Raw genomic sequence first — 18,855 nt, 5'->3', positions numbered from 1 at the left:
CATGAAAAATTTAAGATTATATATAGCTCTGGCACTTGTGGCACTTGTGGCTTCGTGTAGCGAGGATGACAAGATAACACTGGAAGTTCAGGAGACCGTCCCAAGAGGGGCTGTCCTAAGGACCGTATCCTTTGAGAGCACGACCTTCAACGTTTTCGATCCTGCATCGATCTTCGGTGTGACCATCGAGGAACAGGATCATGAGGACGGTGACCTATTGTCGAACATCGAGATCTATGTTGATTTTGTAGACAATTCCACATCCAATGGCACCACTACGGCAACCGAGACCCTTGTGAGCACTGTTGCGGCCTCAGAATTCACTTCTGGGCCAAATGGGCTGCCAAGGACCAGTTTCTCGGTATCCCTGGGCGATGCGCTTTCAGCACTTGGTGTTGCAAACACTCCGGCCAATGTGACCGGTGGTGACCAGATCAACATCCGATTGGTGGTAAACCTTACCGATGGAAGATTTTTTACCGATGTGGATACAACAGGTAGAGTATCCGGTGGATCGTTCTTCTCCTCACCATATGCCTATAGGGCCGGTATCAATTGTATCCCAACCGCACCCGTGATTGGTGATTACACATTAAATATTGAAGATAGCTTTGGTGATGGATGGGATGGTGCCTTTATTACGGTGACCATCGATGGTACTAACACCGATTACACAATTACAAGTGGCGATTCTGGATCTTTTACCATAACTGTTCCAACAGGTACTACTGAACTGGTATGGACGTATACCCCAGGAAACTTTGAGGGTGAGCATTCATACGAATTATTAGCGCCAGACGGACAAGTAGCGGCGGCCGATGGCCCCGGCCCAGCTCCCGGTGAGATTGTTTTGAACATCTGTAACTAGTATTTCAGAAAATACATGGCTTTCGCAGGTCGTGGAAAAGTTAAAGGGGCATCTATATGATGTCCCTTTATTATTACCCATTACTAAACTTTTTAATGAAGAGATTATGATACGTCCTTATGAAGATATTGATTTAAAAAGCGTTATGACTATCTGGTACAATGCCCAGGAAGTCGGACATCCTTTTTTAAGTCAAAAATTCATTGAAAAGGTAAAAAAAATGATGAAAGATAAACTCTTGCCTAATTCCAAGACATGGGTTTACACAAATAACAACCAAGTTTATGGTTTCGTATCCATGATTGGGAACGAAATTGGAGGATTGTTTGTTGACCCAAATATGCAATCAAAAGGTATTGGCAGTCATTTGCTTACCCATATGTTAAGATTCAACGAGGTGTTGGAAGTTGAGGTTTTTGACCAAAATAGTATCGGAAAATCATTTTACCAGAAACATGGTTTTAAAATATTGACGACTTACATTCACAAAGAAACCAACGAAAAAGTTTTACGGATGGAATTCAAATAGGTATTAATTCAAGGTTTAACAACCTGTATATTCCCATTAGAATTATAAATCAAGCATAAATTGCAACCCCTTAGGTTCCGACTTACTTAACAATAGATTCTTTCTGGTTGCAATTCAACTGTCCATAACGATGGTTCAATAGAAAATCCTTTAATACCTATAAACGAAAATTGATTTTTGGTCTGTGTTAAACCGTAAAACCAAACATCAATGAAAACCGCAGAAATTTTTTCGATAGCCAATTCGATAGCGATGCCCATGTGGCTTCTAATGATCATCCTACCAAAATGGAAAGTGACCCGTTTTTTGATTGACCACAAGGTCATACCACTTTTATTATCCTTGATATATGCTTTTTACATGATACTTCATATCCAAACTGGTGGGGGTTTGGACTTTGGCAGTCTATCTTCTGTAATGGCCTTATTTACAGTGGAAAATGCTGTAATGGCAGGTTGGGTACATTATCTGGCCTTTGATTTATTAATTGGAATGTGGATGCTTAACGAAAACCAAAAACTTGGTATTCATCAACTGTTGATGGCACCTTGTCTTTTTGCCACTTTCATGTTAGGACCCGTTGGCTTTTTGCTTTTTATGATTATCAGGACCCATAAAAGCTCCAAATCATGAAAGCAGTGAAAAACATTTTACAAACCGTAAAGAGCCAAAGCCCCATTCTGTATGGAATCGGAATATTTCATTTTGTTCTTGCCGTCCTATGTTTACTTGGATGGATGGTTGACGACCGCATGTTAGCTGGCATCAACGTTTGGATAAAGCCACTTAAATTCTCCATTTCAGGAGGTATCTATGTAATCACATCTGGATTTTTAGCAACACTTTATCCGTTTTCCAAAAGAAAACGGAATATTATAAACAACCTGATTTCTTGGCCTTTGGCGTTAGAAATTATCATTGTGGTCCTTCAAGCTTCACGTGGCGTACAATCGCATTATAACCAATCCAATTTATTCGATGGTATCCTTTTTGGTGTAATGGGACTTTTGATAAGTATTGTGGTTCTTACAATGGTATTTTATATTGTAGAAACTATTCGTTTAAAAATGAAGGTAGCAAGACCTGTTCAGTGGGGTATTTTGTTGGGCTGGTTGGTGGTGTTATTTGGAAGTTGGGTAGGAGGGCAGATGATTGGTCAAATGGCGCATAATGTTGGCGTTGCCGATGGAGGTGAAGGTTTGCCAGTGATTAATTGGAGTACCATTGCAGGAGATTTACGAGTAGCTCATTTCTTTGGATTGCATGGCATTCAAATTATTCCTTTATTCGCAGTAATGCTTACCAAAAAATGGAAGGCTTCCAAAATGGCAAAAAGCCTTGTGGTAATTCTTTTTGGATTGTTGTATGCCTCTTGGATCGCTTTCACCTTTTATCAAGCTAAGCAGGGCATGCCTTTGGTGAGATTATAAATCCATACGAATATGAAGTTTTTCAATAAGGAAAAACGTATAAAATACTTGGCTTTTAACGATATCTGGTTCATGCTGACCGGAATCATCTTACTGAGTTTTATTACTGATTTTTTGTTCTCTGGTGGTTCCTTCAGTCGATTACCATTTGTAGAGGCCGCTATCAATTGGAGTGTTTCCTTGATTTTTTCAACTGTGAACTGGTTGGTCATGAGAGCCATTTTAATTGCACTTCGTAAAAAGTACCCCAGCTTAAAGGATAACGTAAAGAGGATTCCGCTTTTTTTCCTGTCTATTGTCGTTACAGTGATGGCAGTTGATTATTCAGGAAATATGACTTTGGGTTTTATTTTTGGAAACAACTACAACCATCCGTTAAGATCAAAGTTGATTGTCCCCATAATTCTAATTAGCACTATGACGATGGCAATTTACGAAGCGATGTACTACTACATCCGGTTAAAACAGTCAATAAGGCATGAAGAACAAGCTAAAAGAGCTATCGTACAGGCACAATTGGATACGTTGCGGAATCAAGCCCAACCCCATTTTTTCTTCAATACATTGAATACCTTAAGGGATATTATAGATCAAAACACAAAGGAGGAGGCCAAAGAATTTGTAAACAGACTATCCGAGATGTATCGCTTTATCCTTGAATCTGGTAATACCAATCTGATTGTGTTACAGGATGAGCTAAAGTTTGCCCAGGCCTATATTCATATACAAAAGGAAAGGTTTGGCGAAAATTTGCAAGTGAACTGGACTATTTCTGAAAGTGAAAAGGATAAATTGATTATACCCATGAGCCTTCAACTTTTGTTGGAGAACGCCGTAAAACATAATGTCATTTCCAAGGCAAAACCACTTGAAGTAAACGTTTACATGGAGAACGGGAAATTAATTGTTAGAAATCGAATACAACCAAAATCAACGCAATTGCCTACCACCAAGTTAGGCCTTAAGAATATTGAAGGACGCTATGCGCTTATTTCTGATAAACAGGTATCCATTACTTCAGAGAACGGGCATTTTCAAGTGAAATTACCATTGCTTACCATTGCTGAACAAAAAACTCCAGATGCAAGTACTCATCATTGAAGACGAATCCCGTGCTGCAAATCAACTTCAAAACCTTTTACAAACTTTAAGGTTTGAATACGAGCTGCTGGGCATAATTGATAGTGTAGAAGAGAGTACCGTATGGTTTCAAAAGAATAGTCCGCCAGACCTTGTTTTTATGGACATTCAACTCGCTGATGGTCTTAGTTTCGAAATATTTCAGAAAGTCCAGTTACAATGCCCTGTTATCTTCACGACTGCATTTGACCAATACGCTATTCGTGCCTTTAAAGTGAACAGTATTGACTATTTGCTAAAACCAATTCAGCAGAACGATTTAGAACAAGCTCTGGAAAAGTTTAAACGCTCCAAACAGCAGTTGACATTGAATCCGGAAATTCTCCAAAATTTTCTAGCTGATATGCAGACTACTCCGCAACGAGAGGGTATCTTGGTAAAAGAAGGGGATGGCTTTTTACGATTACGTATTTCTGATTTGTTGTTTGTATACTCGGAAGACAGCATTACATTCGGGGTCACTGAACATAAACGGGTTATTATAGACGAGACGATTGACCAACTTTTCATTTCATTGAATCAAGACCAATTTTTCCGCATTAATCGTGGCCAGATTGTAGCAAAGTCAGCCATTCAGAAAATCGATAAATATTTTAACCATCGACTAAAGTTGAGCATATTAAAATCTCGTAATCAAGAGTTTATTGTTAGCAGGCCCAAGATCAACGATTTTAAAAGTTGGTTGAATCGATAAAACGCACTCATTTTTTGAGAACTCGTTTGGGATCGCTAATTCATGTTAGTCAACTAACATGAATTGTTTTTTACTACTGTTGCGATTGTATATTGAATCTTTTTCTTTAAGTTAACCGTACTATTTGATTTGCTAAGTCTTTGGTCATAGTTAAAACTAACATATGAGAATTGCCACGGTCTTTTTACTTTTTCTTGCAACCATTACCATATCTGGGCAAAGCCTAGAAAAAGAAGAAATCCGTCAACTGGCGGATGAATATTTCCTAGAAGGAATGTTTACGTTAAAGGAGTTTTTGAAGCTTCCGAACCTAGGGTCTAATCCGGATAACATTGATTTAAATTTGAAATGGTGTGAGAATACCTTTCAAGCCTTAAATTTTGAGACTGAAATATTAGTTTCAGAAGGAACGCAACACCTCTTCGCCCAAAAAACGGTTAAGAAAAATGCTCCGACTGTGTTGTTCTATCTTCAAATTGATGGGCAACCTGTTGATTCTACAAAATGGCGTCAGAATAGCCCATTCGACCCCGTCTTAAAGGAATGCTTAGGAAATGATTGTAGAATTATTCCATGGGAAGAGTTAACCCAGGATTTTAATTCAGATTGGAAAATATTTGCGCGTTCAGCTTCGGATTCTAAAGGTCCGGCGACTGCTTTTATGCAATCCCTTAAGATTTTAAAAGCTAAAAAGCTCAAGCCAAAATTCAATCTTAAAGTAATAATGGATTTTCAAGAGGAATTGGGGTCGCCAACACTTCCAGTATTGGTTAGGAACAATCGTGATAAATTTTCAGCTGATGCCATGCTGATTATGGACGGTACCCGTCCACCCGCCAACCTCCCCACACTTACGTTTGGGGCGCGTGGTATTGCAACCATGAAATTAACGGTATATGGAGCGTATAAAAATCTACATTCCGGTCAGTATGGAAATTATGCCCCTAACCCCGTTTTTGGGCTTTCACGATTGCTGGGTTCCATGAAAGATGAGGAAGGTCGAGTCTTGATTCCCGGTTATTACGAAGGAGTGCATTTGACCGATAATCAAAGAACGCTTATTAATTCGGTTCCTGAAAACAAGGATGAATTATTGACCACATTGGGAGTGGCGAGACCAGAAGCTGTTGGTAATACATATCAAGAGGCATTACAATACCCTTCTTTGAATGTACGCGGATTACGTGCAGCGTGGGTAGAAAATGAGGTTCGTACTATTATACCGTCCGAAGCCCTTGCCGAAATTGATATGAGATTGGTGCCTGAAACCCCAGCGGAACGGCAGATTGGGTTGGTAAAGGAATTTATACGGTCAAGAGGGTTTCACATTCTGGATCATGAGCCGACACAGCAGGAGCGAAAAGACCATACTAAATTGATAAAAATTGAATCTAGAATCGGGTCTCTACCGTTTAGAACAGATCTTAATTCTCCACTTGGGAATTGGTTGGGTTCGGCAATGGCCCATGTATTTGGTGAAGGTAACTATATTCGCATGCAATCAACGGGTGGTTCGCAACCCATAGCCCCCTTTATTTCTGAATTAGGGATTCCGGCTATTTCGGTGCGGATTCCAAACCCTGATAATAGTATTCATGCGCCCAACGAAAATCTTCGACTTGGAAATTTTCATGAAGGTTTAATGACATGCCTAGGAATTCTGACGCATAAATATGAATGATTCAGTATTATTTGTAATAGCAACAGTCCTTGTGGTTTTGACTGTCTTATTTGTTCATTGGCTTGGAAAGGCTAGAAACAAGCTTATCAAATCAATTCTTGATTGGTTTCCGGCAATATTGTTTGCATATGTTATACCCGCCGGTTTCACTCATCTTTTTGGAATAGATCTATCGAAAGTTTTTCTACATGATTTAAGTAGGTCCTGGATAATACCTTTTGCCATCCTCACCGTGATGAGCGCGTTATCATTCAAGCAGTTAAAAATTGTAGGTATTAAGCCTATAATAGTATTTGGTGTAGGGTCCCTAGTAATTGCAACACTCCCAGTACTTTTGGTTATAGTATTTGGAATTTTCAACGAAACAAATACCCAGTTGTTCATTGGTGATGGATACTGGAAGGGATTGGTGCCAATTGTGGGGGGATGGATAGGGGGAAGCACAAGTCAATTGGTTTTAAAGGAATTGGCTGAAACTCCTGAAGCTCTTTTCCTTTCCATCTTAGTGTTCGATAACATTTTGGTTAACATCTGGACTATCCTAATGTTTCAATTCATCAAACGGAGCAATCGGCTTAACAGGTTATGGAAAATCGATTCCGAATTTCCTGTAGTGGAACCCCCAGAGTTCAAAGGTAACATGAGTCTTAGGTTTTTAAATCTGATAACCTTGGGGACTATTCTTATTATAATGGTTCTGACATCATTTGTATCAATGTCCTTTTTAACCAGTGTAGTAGTTTTGTCCATTATTGGCCTGCTGTTGGGTAATCTAATTTCAGCATGGAACCATAAGTTAGTGCTGAAGCTAGCTGGATTTTCTATTGTATTAATCATGGCCATTCTCGGACTTAAACTTAATTTTTCCAATCTTTCGTTACCAGCTAATCTTATAATCCTGGTTCTAATTTGGTTGATTCTACATTTTCTTGCAATGCTGCTTACAGCTCGATTGCTAAAGACAAATATTGCTTGGGTTGCCATAGCAAGTATGGCCAATTTAGGTGGGATCTCAACAGCTCCCGCGGTAACCTCTGCCTACAAAAAGGAGTTAATGCCACACGCAATCGTTCTGGCCATTTTGAGTATGGTAACGGGAACTAGCTGGGGAATGTTGACTATTTTCCTGTTTGGATTGCTTTAATCAAAAAACAAAGTTTACACAAGTATTCAACCCCATTTCGCCTTTAGATCTTTGTATTTAGTTCTTCCGATGGGGATGCGTTCTCCATTCTTCAACTCAGCCATATACTTACTTCCAGATGAAACATTAATTTCCCTTATCTCCGACATCTTGACTAAATATGATTTATGTATCCTTTCGAAAGAATAGGATAGGAGTTGTTCCAGTTTTTCGAGGGATTTATCATGCAATTCTTTTCTTCCATCCGTTAAGAAGAGTTCGGTGTAGACGCCAGCACCTTTTATATAAATGATATCCTCAATAGGCACTAATTGCATTCTACCCTTTTTTTTTATCCCCAAAAATCTGATTTTACTGTTTTCTACTTTTTCTTTCGCGGTTGCCCTATTGAAGGCTTGTACCAACCTATCTTGGTTAAAAGGTTTGGGAACAAAATCTAAAACACCATGTTCAAAGGCGGTTATTGCTTGATCCTTATAAGCCGAAATAATAATAGTATGAAAAGACCCAGAAACTGCCTTGGTAAGAAGATCGAAGCCGTTGTCGCCATTAAGGTTTAGGTCCAAGAGAACCAGGTCCAACTCACTGTTTTCAATATGTCTCAATGCATCGTGTAGCGTATTTATATGTTTTAGGGATTGCAGCGTACTTCCAAAAATGTCACGAGTCATTCGTTCAATTCTTTTGGCGATTCTTAATTCATCTTCAACAATTAAAACGTTCATCTTCTTACCTATATATTTTTATGACATTTTTCCAACCATGATGTGCGGGTTCTGAAGTAAGTTCCCATTGGTCATGGTAACTTTCTGTAAGTCGGGCTTTAATGTATTTAAGTCCCGTACCTTCTTGTCTTTGAGCTGAAGCTTGCTTTACAATCTCGGCGTTGGTTAAAAATGTGTAGCAACTATAATTATCACTTGACTCAAAATGTAGTTTAAATTTGATGCTATTATCTTTCAGAGGTAGACTGTGCGTAATTCCGTTTTCCAACAAAGTATGAAGAATTCCTGGAGGTATTTTTTGCTCAGGATCGATGTCTTCTTCCTCCCAAGAATAGTCCACTTCTTTTCGATATTCCATAATCTCCAAATGCGCACGACAAAGCGCTATTTCTTGACTAACCGGTATTAGGGTTTGGTTTTCTATCTGATTCAGCAAATCAAATTCCTTGGCCAGGGCTTCTATAAACAAGACACCTTTTTTTGGAGTCTCTTCTATCCAATCTATCAACGAAGTGAGCGTGTTCATCAGAAAATGAGGTTGGATATTCTTTTTAAGTAATTCTAAGCGCAGTCTCGTAGATTGGACCAATGAGTTTTCATAGGCCAAACGTTGTTCTTTGATTCGTAGGGAAAGCAAATACAACATGTTAAGTAGAATTAGACTAAAACCTGTGAAAAGACTAATGTTTAATGAAACATAATGGCGAATGAATATACAAAGGAGTAAGGTAAGCAACACCAGGAGCGCGCCTTTTGCTTTTTTATAAACCCCAAAAACTGCTATGCATAGGGAAAACAGCAACAAGCTTAGCGTCATGTTTAATATGGTGAGATCAAATAAGTGGTGCTCAATAGAGAATATAAACAAAAGAATAGCGGTATAAATACCCAAGAAGAGTTTCCATTTGGGGTAGGGGAACTGCATAGAAAAATAGAGTGGAATTAAAAACGAAATACCGAACATTAGGCTCGTGATTACTTCTAAACGCACAACATGCAAGCTGTAATGGATCGGCAAGGTTGTTCTTACAAAGTGAGTCATTGTTAAGCCAAAAAAAAGCAAACAGCTGATGCTAAAAATAAGCGCAGGGTATTCCTTTTTATTTCCTAAGAATAGAAAAAGAAAATAGATGGCGGTAATAAGAAAAGCTCCTGCAAACACATGCATATAGGAGTTTTGAATGAGTCGGTCGGTTAATAGATCATCGTAATAATCAATCTTCAGACCGTAATTGCCAATATGATCCGGATAATAATAATTGCTCAAACGCAAGGCCATTATATGCTCGCCAGCACGTGTCAGATGAGAGGGAATTGTAAAAGTAGTCCACAATTTACCTTCCGGAGGTAAATCTGCTTCCTGACCCGGGTTTCCGTTCTTACCGATTAAAACTCCGTCCCAGAATACCTCATACTCACCATAGGCTTCCAACCGAAGACCGTAGGGTTTTAGTGCTTCGGGGGCTTCTAGAATATCGATTGGGGTCCTAGACCAGAAAACCTGACCATCTGGCACCAATTCCATACGTGTTTCCCATTGCTGTTCATTCAGATTTTTGGATGCCCATTCCTGTTGGTCGCCAATTTTAAATACCGTCCGATATCTTTTGAAAACAGGTGTTGAACTTTGAGAGCACGAGCTAGCAAATAACATAAAGCACACTAAAAGAAAATAAGATGAAGACCTCAATTTCATTTTGATCTGGTTTTACTCATGCAAACTAACCATTATAAATTGGCTTATTAGAGCAGTTCATAAGGGTATAGAGCAGTTGACAAAATTTAGATTGAAAACATGACAGAAAAATACATCTTTTGTCAGATACTAAGGCATCAAAAAACGTCTGTTTCAATTCCATGTATAGCAAAACATACCAAAAAAAGAATTCAATGAGAACCAAATATCTCAATTGGGTAAAAATCTTGTCTGTTTTTTTGACTTTACTATCTGTCAATTCGTATTGTCAGAATAGTAAAAAGTGTAAACCAACTTCCTATACAATTGCCTATACTTCAAAGGGAGTAGCAAAAATTTATTCAAGCCATAAAGAAGGTAAATCAAATATTAAAAGTATAAATACCAAGGGTGATTACTTAGCGTTGTCTCCTGATGGAAAAACATTTGCTTTTCGAGTATATCATGATGACGGAAAGACCTGGTCTATTCATACAATGAACAGTGATGGTACGAATAGCAAAAGATTAACTCATGCAAAAAACAAATGGGATAGTGCACCTGAATGGACTCCAGATGGAAAAAAAATTGCTTTTGCAAGAGAATATAAAGATTCGGAAGATGTTTGGCAGGCAGAAATTTGGATTATGAATCAAGATGGTAGCGAAAGGACTCAAATAGAATCACTGAAAGGCAGTAACCCTTATTTTACTCCAGATGGAAGAATAGTATTTACTTCAGAATACAAAGATAAAAAAGGTGAGATAAGCATAGCAGATATTGATGGCACCAATATTATCCATTTGACAGATAATGAAGCTGAAGAATGGCATCCTGAGGTTTCTACTGATGGTAAGCAAATCGTTTTTATGTCTAATAGAGATGGAAATTTTGAAATTTATGTGATGAATATTGATGGTTCTAATCAAAAACGATTGACATTTAATAATGTTGGTAATTGGCACCCATCCTGGTCTCCTGATGGTTCTAAAATAATTTTTTCATCAACCAACAAGGATAAAAAATCACATATTTATATTATGAATAACGATGGTTCTTCAGTAAAAAAGATTCTCTCTCATGGTAGAAAAGCGACATTTCTGCGTTAGCCAGGACCAAATAATGAAGCCCTGCAGTTTCACCTAAAATGAAGTTATCTGAACGCCTGGAAATTGCAAACATAATAATCAATAAATAAAATATAAAATGAGAACAACCCAATTTCTAATGCTCATAATCTTTCTATCGTATAACACCGTCTTTGCTCAACAAAACGATACTGCACCAGAGGCTACAGCTGAGGAAACCAAAAGTTCGTTCCGGGATATACCTTATCTCAAGAAAGCTTTTATAGATCCAACCCCGGCGGATAGAAAAGATGGTATTCCCGTTGGTGAATTGGGCAGCGATGGTGGAAATAAAGCTATGATTCTTAAGCTAGCACAGGACATCGTCAATAACAATGATGGTAAATTCGATAGCTTTCTTATAGTTCATAAGGATAAACTCTTGTTTGAATCCTATTATTTAAGGGGTAGAATCGATTTGCCCCATTTCCAAGCATCAGCGACCAAAACATATACTTCTATGGCACTTGGTCGTGCAATCCAGATGGGATATCTGACCATGAACGATTTAGACAAACCATTAGTTAGCTTTCTAAAAGAGTTGGATCCTAAAAAATTTGTCGAAGGGGTAGAGCTGATTACTTTACATAAGGCGTTGACCATGAGTACTGGTATCCGTATTCCCGAGAAACAATGGGAAGCGTTTAGAAAAGACCCCAGCAAGATAAAAGGTCAGCAACAGGTCCAAGCTATTTTGGAGCATAGTGCACCTATAACACCAGCGTCTCAGCATTTTTTATATGGCACTGGTCCTGGTTTGATAATGCAGGTTCTTGAAGCTGTCGTACCCGGATCGGCAAAAGATTTTATTAAAAATGAACTTCTGGATAAAATGGGCATCACCAATTACGTCTGGCGGACTCAGCCTAGTGGCTTACCAGAAGCAGGTTGGCGAACTAACATGACCTCGCGGGATATGGTCAAGTGGGGAACTTTAGCAATGAACAAAGGCAAATGGAATGGCGAACAACTGGTTCCGGAGGCTTTTCTAGCTAAAGCAACCAGCAGGATTCTCTTAACTGGTGATGATGATGTCTATGGTGGCGGCAAAGATGTTTCCAATCAGGGGTACGGGTATTACTGGTGGTCGGCAGATTTGAATTTTGAGGGCAAAAGCTATTTCAGCAGATCCGCCCAGGGCGGCGGCGGACAATATATCATCTTGATTGAGGAACTTGATTTAATGATTGTGGTTACTGCCCATAACAACGATAACCGTACCCTTCAAATCATTGCAGAGCGAATCTTACCTGCATTTATCAAGAAATAACAACTAGTATCAAAATCTAAGAGATGAGAAAAACGTATTTCATTTGGATGTTTATAGGGGTACTATTTTTAAATGCCTGCGATACTAAAAAACAACATGCAAAAAACAATGAATCCACGTCCGAAGAAACTTCCTATTTTGGACAAGAGCCACCGGGAATGACTCCCCAGCTGTTTGCTCCTGGGCTTGTTTCGGTAAACGGACGTTATGAGTATGCCGTTTCCTTTTCTCCAGATTTCAAGGAACTATATTTCTCAGGGGAAAAAGAAGATAGCCCTCAAGAGGTGCATTTTTCAGAGTTCAAGGAGGGTACATGGACGACTCCCAAAAAAATAACATTTACCAAGGGTAAGAAGAAGAGTGAATTTGAGGCCTTTGTAAATCCCCAGGGCAACAAATTGTTCTTTGCAGCTTATGATTCCATTTTTTCAGATGAGAAAATATGGATTGCCCAACGTTTGGGTCAGTCTTGGAGCGAAGCCGAACCACTTGATTCACCCATAAATGAAGATCTTGTCTTTTATCCGAACGTAGCGAAGAATGGCGATCTTTTTTATACTAGTATCTCAAAGGGAAAGATGTATTATGCCCCCAATAAAAATGGCAGCTATCCTGAAGTGCATGAACTTGGCATTGAATACGGGACTCACGGATTTATTTCCCCATCTCAGGATTTTATTCTGGTGGATGCCAAAAAAGAAAATGATAAAACCAAAGACAGGGATATTCACGTTTGTTTTAAAAGGCCCAATGGGAGTTGGACCCAACCCATTAATCTGGGTACTTCCGTAAATTCCGATTATACAGAAACCTGCCCAAGTCTGACTCCGGACGGGAAATATTTGTTTTTTAGCCGGTATAATGAAGAAGGGGAGTTGTCGAACATTTATTGGGTAGATGCTAAAGTCATTGATGCTGTTAAACCTGCAAGCTTGGTTTTGGAAGGTCCCTATCTTGGTCAAAAACCACCAGGCTTATTACCCGAATTATTTGCTCCAGGAATTGTTTCTACTAAAGATTGGCAAACGTTTGGTGTCTTCACACCCGATCTAAAGGAATTTTATTTTATCAGAGAAGTTGGAGAAACTGATAAGGATAAAAAAATGGAGTTTGTTGTTATTCAAAACAAGAATAATCAGTGGCACACGTCAGTAGTTTCACCAAGAGTGGGTGAACCTTTTATCTCTCCCGACGGGAAGACCATGCATTTAGGTACTAGATATAAGGAGCGTACAGAAACTGGGGATTGGTCAGAGATAAAAAGCCTTGGCGCTCCATTTAAAGACTACCCAATCATGCTACTTACAACTTCGGCGAAAGGAACCTATGTTTTTGATTCAATGGGTGAAGGCCTCCTTCGTTATTCAAGATTAGTTGATGGAAAACGTGAGGAACCAAAACCGTTTGGTAAAGAGGTTAATACGGGAAAGTATAATGCCCATCCGTTCATTTCGCCAGATGAATCTTATCTTCTTTGGGATGGAAGAAGAGATAGCGGTTATGGTAAGGCTGATATTTATGTAAGCTTTCGACAGTTGGATGGTTCTTGGGGTGAAGCCATTAACCTGGGAGACAAAATCAACACCGAAACTTCAGAATTTGGTGCGATTGTTACTCCAGATGGAAAATATATAATTTTCAATAGAGATGTGGGTAAAATAAAACCAACAGATAAATACGAAGATGTAGACATATTCTGGGTAGATGCTCAAATTATTGAGAATCTTAGACCAAAGCAATAATTCATATCCAAAGGTAGAAAATATGAGAACTATTAAATTATTACTATTGATTTACCTCGTATCGATAAACACGGTATTTGCTCAAGAAAATAACTCAGTAAAATTAGAACCGTCTTATTTAGAGTTACCACGAATACAGGTAATTCCATTAAAGGATACGCAGGCCAATAGACAATACGAACTTTATATTAAGCTACCAGAGGCGTACTCAGAAAACAATGATAAATCATATCCTGTAATTTATACAACCGATGCAATGTGGCACATGGAGATGTTATCTGGTTCAACAGAATACATGTTGGAAGAGATTATTCTAGTTGGAATCTCTTGGCAGAAAGACATTGATGATAGCCTGAAGAAAGAGTTTGGAGACCATGTTAGTCGGTTTAGGGATTATAGTTTTAGGAAACATGATAATCCTGAAATTCAAAAAAAAATACAGTTTGGACAAGCTAACAAACATTTAGATTTTATTCGTAATGCTGTCATTACCTATATTGACAATACGTATCGCACTGACCCAAATAGTCGTACCTATTTCGGTTATTCAATGGGTGGTGAATTTGGCGCTTATGTGCTATTGTCTCAACCTGATACCTTTAATAATTACATTCTAGGTAGTCCATCAATCAAAAATGAAGTTGAACATCTATCAGCACTTAATACAAAATTGTCAAATAGAAACTCGAGTCTGAATGCCAATGTTTTCATTTCATATGGCTCATTGGAAGAAACGATGATGGAGCCTATCGAAGCGTTTATTAAATTATTAAATGATAGAAGAGATGAGGGCTTAACGGTACTAAAAGAAGTGATTGATGGAAATCATGGAACTGCATTCCCAATGACGGTAGTTCGCAGTATTAAATGGTTGGCACAGTTGAATGAAACCATAGTGAAAACTCCATATTTAGGGCAAAAATTGCCGGGTTTGGTGCCGCAACCTTTTGCTCCTGGAATGGTTACAAGCGAAAACTGGGAGTATGGGGGAGTTTTTACACCCGACTTAAAAGAGTTTTACTTTATAAGGGAAGTTCCGGGTAATGAAAAACAGGAATTCGTTGTATTTGAGTACAAAAATGAACAATGGGAGGAGTCCGTTATCTCAAACAGGGTAGGCCAACCCTATATTTCACCTGATGGCAAAACAATGCATTTGGGCAAGCGATATAAGAAACGAACAGAGTCTGGCTGGTCAGAGATAGAACATCTTGGATCTCCCTTCGAGGAAATAAAGATCATGCGCATGACGTCCTCATCCAATGGAACCTTTGTTTTTGATGAGATTGGTATGCCCAACGGAGATGGGGTGCTCCGTTATTCAAGACTTGTAGAAGGGAAACGTGAAGCACCTCGCCCATTTGGGAAAACAATCAATACCGGAAGAATGAATGCGCATCCTTTCATTGCTCCTGATGAATCTTACCTAATTTTTGATGGAGAACGTGAAGGTGGTTTTGGAGATTCTGACCTCTATATCAGTTTTCGACAAGAAGATGGTTCTTGGGGTACTGCCATTAATTTGGGCGAAGCCATTAATACCGAAGCATGGGAAGCCGCAGCGACGGTGACACCCGATGGCAAATATTTGTTCTTTAATAGGAACATGGGTTCGAATGATTACGAAAATGTAGATATCTTTTGGGTAGATGCAAAGGTGATTGAAGATCTTAGACCCAAGCCATAAAACTTGGATAAAGTCCCATAGGCACTTGGCAGTAATCTACTGATAACCAGTATCATTTTGACTTCCCAATCCAATACTTTATTTTAATTGTCAACGTTACATATATATGTAACGTTGATACACTAAGTGCTAAAATGGACAATTATGGCCCCAATCACCCCAAATCCGTTTTTTGAGATAATTTTCAACTTAAAGTATGCGCACCAATGGTTAAAAACATCCACGAAATTGGTGTTGTTCTCGTTTTTGTCAGTACTGCTAGGCTGCAATAATTCGCTGGAACCCGTATCGCCCGAAGATGCAATTGATCCAGTCAATGAAATTGTGGATTCAGGAGATGCTGCCCTCAATTATAGAAACAACTGTGGAGGTTGCCATGGACAAGACCTGGGCTCATTTGTGGAACGCGAGTGGACCTACGGCAGTGCTCAGGACGATGTCATAAACTCAATAACCGATGGATACGCGAGCAATGGTATGCCAGCATACGGGTCTGCGTTAAGTGCGCAAGCAATCGAAGATTTGACCACCTTTATACTTACCGAGATCGATGGAAAAACCAAAGCGATGTTGGAAGAGGAGAACCCCGATTTATCAGGCTTGATTACCTCCGATGACCTTACATTCCGACTGGAAACCTTAACCGATGAGATTCCCGGCATTCCTTGGGGGATAGCACAATTGCCCACTGGTGAAATTTTAGTAACCGAGCGGGGAGGAGGGCTATTTTTGGTTAATAATGACAAGCAATTGACAGCCATTACTGGTGTTCCAGCTGTGGTTTCGCAAGGACAAGGGGGACTGTTGGATGTAATCGTACATCCAGATTTTGAAAACAATTCATTTGTGTATCTATCCTATTCCCGGGCCAACCCCAATAATGCATCCGAGCGGACCACCGCAGTGGCAAGGGGTAGGTTAGAGGGCAACAACTTGGTTCAAGTGGAGAACATATTCACGGCGCTTCCGTATCTTGGTAGTACCCACCACTATGGCTCAAGACTAGAATTTGATAACGATGGCTATTTATATGTTTCCGTGGGTGATCGTGGATTCAGAGAGGTTTACCCTCAAGAATTAGACAATGCCATCGGAAAAATACACCGTATCCATGACGATGGCCAAATTCCTACGGACAACCCATTTTACAATACTTCGGGAGCTGTCAATTCAATTTTCACCTACGGAACACGTAATCCCCAAGGCATGAGCTTGCATCCCGAAACCGGAGCAGTTTGGGAAGGCGAACATGGGCCTCAGGGCGGTGATGAGATCAATCTGTTGGAAGCCGGGAACAATAATGGTTGGCCGGCTATTTCATACGGTATCAATTATGACGGCACCACATTTACAGATTTTACCGCATTGGCTGGCATGGAACAGCCCGTGTACTACTGGACTCCTTCTATTGCTCCTTGCGGAATGACATTTGTGTCTGGCAATTTTTATGGAAACTGGAGGAATGACCTGTTTGTCGGCTCGCTCAAATTCGAATACCTCCATCGTTTAAAGATGAATGGCAACGCGGTTGTTGGCCATGAAACGCTGGTGGATGGTATTGGCAGGGTACGTGACGCTGAAATGGGCAGCGACGGGTATCTGTACATTGTAGTAGAGGGCCCCGGAAGATTGATACGCCTTGTTCCTGAACAATAATGTTTCACTATAACGACTGTTAAATTACTGAACTACTCTGGCCTTTTTTTGATGCTCCAAACCTAAAAGGGTGTACATGGGAATAAAGCGGAACGTAAAAAAGGGCAAATTCTTAAATGCTGAGTTCCTTTTTCAAAATGGTTCGGAATCGTGTAGCACTTAAATAGTGGTCATCCAGTAGTTTACCATTATGCAATAGATTGAAAACCCCAAAGCCGGAAGGTGCCATCTTAGCCTCTTTTACGGTTTTTATCTTGGACACTTTTAGATCTACTCCATGGTCCATGGCAACGTTAATTATGGCGGTTACCGACTTTTCGCTCCACGGACACTGGTCTGCATATAACAAATGCCATCCTTTATACTTTTCTTGTTGGTTTGTCCAGTTGTAAAACTTTGGTTTTTTGCTGTTTTTGTTCCAAGTTTTCGATAGTAATTCAAATCGGTCCTTCGCTTCAATTTGCTCAAAACCGTTTTTCTCAAAAAGTGTCTTATTGGCCAGCCAACCACCGTTACTGGTTATGACGCATAAACCATCAAGCCCTAATGTTCTTGCTTCGTTTTCCGCATCTTGAATGAGCATTGAACCAAACCCCATACTTCGTTCTTTTTTTGAGTATATGTAGGTGCAATGAATGAACATATAGTTATCGGCATCTACCGGGCGCCAGGCATTTTTTGCAGGAACATACTCAATAAAGCCAATCATTTTGCCCTCGTCATTCTTGAGTATCTTTATTCGTAAACCTTCAGCATAACGTTTTTCATACCACTGGGCCTTGTCTTTAAATCCCTGCCTTTTTCGGTCTTTGATACAGAAGAAGGTCTCTTTTATTGCATTTTCAGGGGTTACCGCTACTATTTTCATGGTTTTCTTTTTTAGACATTGAAGATTAAAAATGCCAGCCTAGTTTAAGTGAGATTTCAGGGATTAGGAGCGGGGTTTCATAGATACTGTTATCTACCATTACTTCTTTATCACCTGCAACACGGAGATGTGCAGCTGCCCAGGGATTTAGATAAAAGTTCTTGTAAAATTTCCAAACATACCCTCCGCCCAGCGTGAAAATGGTATTGTTGTATTCGGCTGTTTCCAATTTGGCGTCGGTTTGTATGCTTGCGTCCCAATACTCCAAACCAGGTCCGATCCACCAGCCTTCAAAGCCAGGTTTGAAAAAGTAATCCACAATGGCTGCATAGACCTTCATTTCATTATTGGTAAAACCATCTTCCAAGATAAACCCCGGTGTTTCTATTTTTGTAATTACCGCTCTATATCTAAAATGATCGTGGCCTAGCCAGGCAGAAGCATAGTATCCCTCAAATATGTACGGCACCGCATCCAATTCAAACCCGACAACGGTTTTGTTTACTTCGTCTTCGGCGTTTTGTCCGTATGTCGCTACTAATAGTAAAAAAGAAAAAAGGAAGGTTAGTGATTTCATAATCTTCAAGTTTTATGACCCCTAAAAGTATTCTTGAAAACT

At 39.5% G+C, this 18,855-nt stretch carries 17 protein-coding genes; 13 read left to right on the top strand and 4 right to left on the bottom strand.

Annotated elements, in window-relative coordinates; all coding sequences use genetic code 11:
- Position 1 precedes the first annotated feature (1 nt).
- The 8 genes from ACOKFG_RS11785 to ACOKFG_RS11750 all read left to right on the top strand — a co-directional run bounded on the left by ACOKFG_RS11785 (position 2) and on the right by ACOKFG_RS11750 (position 7,486).
- Positions 2-868 (top strand): hypothetical protein, encoded by an 867-nt coding sequence (locus ACOKFG_RS11785; RefSeq protein ID WP_422861329.1) that lies wholly within the window; start codon positions 2-4, stop codon positions 866-868.
- A gap of 31 nt (positions 869-899) precedes the next feature.
- The gene (locus tag ACOKFG_RS11780) at positions 900-1,397 is read left to right on the top strand and encodes a GNAT family N-acetyltransferase (RefSeq protein ID WP_422861328.1); all 498 of its coding nucleotides are present in this window, start codon (positions 900-902) and stop codon (positions 1,395-1,397) included.
- A gap of 210 nt (positions 1,398-1,607) precedes the next feature.
- Positions 1,608-2,030 carry an ABA4-like family protein gene (locus ACOKFG_RS11775; protein WP_422861327.1) on the top strand — a complete coding sequence of 141 codons (423 nt, stop codon included), beginning with the start codon at positions 1,608-1,610 and terminating at the stop codon, positions 2,028-2,030.
- Complete coding sequence (locus tag ACOKFG_RS11770) at positions 2,027-2,827, top strand: hypothetical protein (RefSeq protein WP_422861326.1); 801 nt, start codon at positions 2,027-2,029, stop codon at positions 2,825-2,827. Before ACOKFG_RS11775 ends, ACOKFG_RS11770 begins: the two co-directional genes overlap by 4 nt.
- Positions 2,828-2,839: 12 nt before the next feature.
- Positions 2,840-3,928 carry a sensor histidine kinase gene (locus tag ACOKFG_RS11765; RefSeq protein ID WP_422861325.1) on the top strand — a complete coding sequence of 363 codons (1,089 nt, stop codon included), beginning with the start codon at positions 2,840-2,842 and terminating at the stop codon, positions 3,926-3,928.
- Complete coding sequence (locus ACOKFG_RS11760) at positions 3,909-4,661, top strand: LytR/AlgR family response regulator transcription factor (RefSeq protein WP_422861324.1); 753 nt, start codon at positions 3,909-3,911, stop codon at positions 4,659-4,661. Before ACOKFG_RS11765 ends, ACOKFG_RS11760 begins: the two co-directional genes overlap by 20 nt.
- A 163-nt stretch (positions 4,662-4,824) precedes the next feature.
- A complete protein-coding gene (locus tag ACOKFG_RS11755; RefSeq protein WP_422861323.1) occupies positions 4,825-6,342 on the top strand; it encodes a M20/M25/M40 family metallo-hydrolase in 1,518 nt (505 codons plus the stop codon).
- Positions 6,335-7,486 carry a DUF819 family protein gene (locus ACOKFG_RS11750; RefSeq protein WP_422861322.1) on the top strand — a complete coding sequence of 384 codons (1,152 nt, stop codon included), beginning with the start codon at positions 6,335-6,337 and terminating at the stop codon, positions 7,484-7,486. Before ACOKFG_RS11755 ends, ACOKFG_RS11750 begins: the two co-directional genes overlap by 8 nt.
- 26 nt (positions 7,487-7,512) lie before the next feature.
- Here the strand turns inward: ACOKFG_RS11750 and ACOKFG_RS11745 are convergent, their stop codons facing one another.
- Both ACOKFG_RS11745 and ACOKFG_RS11740 read right to left on the bottom strand, forming a co-directional pair.
- Positions 7,513-8,211, bottom strand: coding sequence for a LytR/AlgR family response regulator transcription factor (locus ACOKFG_RS11745; protein WP_422861321.1), 699 nt, complete (start codon positions 8,209-8,211; stop codon positions 7,513-7,515).
- Positions 8,212-8,215: 4 nt separating this feature from the next.
- On the bottom strand, positions 8,216-9,907 hold the full coding sequence (locus ACOKFG_RS11740; RefSeq protein WP_422861319.1) for a histidine kinase: 1,692 nt from the start codon (positions 9,905-9,907) through the stop codon (positions 8,216-8,218).
- Between the two features lie 194 nt (positions 9,908-10,101).
- Here ACOKFG_RS11740 and ACOKFG_RS11735 point away from each other — a divergent pair, with 194 nt between their 5' ends.
- The 5 genes from ACOKFG_RS11735 (at position 10,102) to ACOKFG_RS11715 (ending at position 17,368) form a co-directional block, all read left to right on the top strand.
- Entirely contained in the window at positions 10,102-10,995 is an 894-nt protein-coding gene (locus tag ACOKFG_RS11735; RefSeq protein ID WP_422861318.1) for a TolB family protein, read from the top strand.
- Between the two features lie 97 nt (positions 10,996-11,092).
- Complete coding sequence (locus ACOKFG_RS11730; RefSeq protein ID WP_299173246.1) at positions 11,093-12,283, top strand: serine hydrolase domain-containing protein; 1,191 nt, start codon at positions 11,093-11,095, stop codon at positions 12,281-12,283.
- Positions 12,284-12,306: 23 nt separating this feature from the next.
- Positions 12,307-14,025, top strand: coding sequence for a hypothetical protein (locus ACOKFG_RS11725; protein ID WP_299173244.1), 1,719 nt, complete (start codon positions 12,307-12,309; stop codon positions 14,023-14,025).
- A 22-nt stretch (positions 14,026-14,047) separates the two neighbouring features.
- Complete coding sequence (locus tag ACOKFG_RS11720; protein ID WP_422861317.1) at positions 14,048-15,712, top strand: alpha/beta hydrolase-fold protein; 1,665 nt, start codon at positions 14,048-14,050, stop codon at positions 15,710-15,712.
- A gap of 144 nt (positions 15,713-15,856) precedes the next feature.
- Positions 15,857-17,368 (top strand): PQQ-dependent sugar dehydrogenase, encoded by a 1,512-nt coding sequence (locus ACOKFG_RS11715; RefSeq protein WP_422861316.1) that lies wholly within the window; start codon positions 15,857-15,859, stop codon positions 17,366-17,368.
- Positions 17,369-17,480: 112 nt separating this feature from the next.
- Here the strand turns inward: ACOKFG_RS11715 and ACOKFG_RS11710 are convergent, their stop codons facing one another.
- A complete protein-coding gene (locus ACOKFG_RS11710) occupies positions 17,481-18,236 on the bottom strand; it encodes a GNAT family N-acetyltransferase (RefSeq protein ID WP_422861315.1) in 756 nt (251 codons plus the stop codon).
- A gap of 25 nt (positions 18,237-18,261) precedes the next feature.
- Positions 18,262-18,813, bottom strand: a complete 552-nt coding sequence (locus ACOKFG_RS11705) for a hypothetical protein (protein WP_298789735.1) — start codon at positions 18,811-18,813, stop codon at positions 18,262-18,264.
- Positions 18,814-18,855: the final 42 nt, after the last annotated feature.

Origin of the sequence: Flagellimonas rhodophyticola (genome assembly GCF_049332665.1) — a bacterium.
GTDB lineage: Bacteria > Bacteroidota > Bacteroidia > Flavobacteriales > Flavobacteriaceae > Flagellimonas.
Note: the sequence above shows the minus strand (reverse complement) of the source record. Positions and strands in the feature narration are given on the sequence as shown.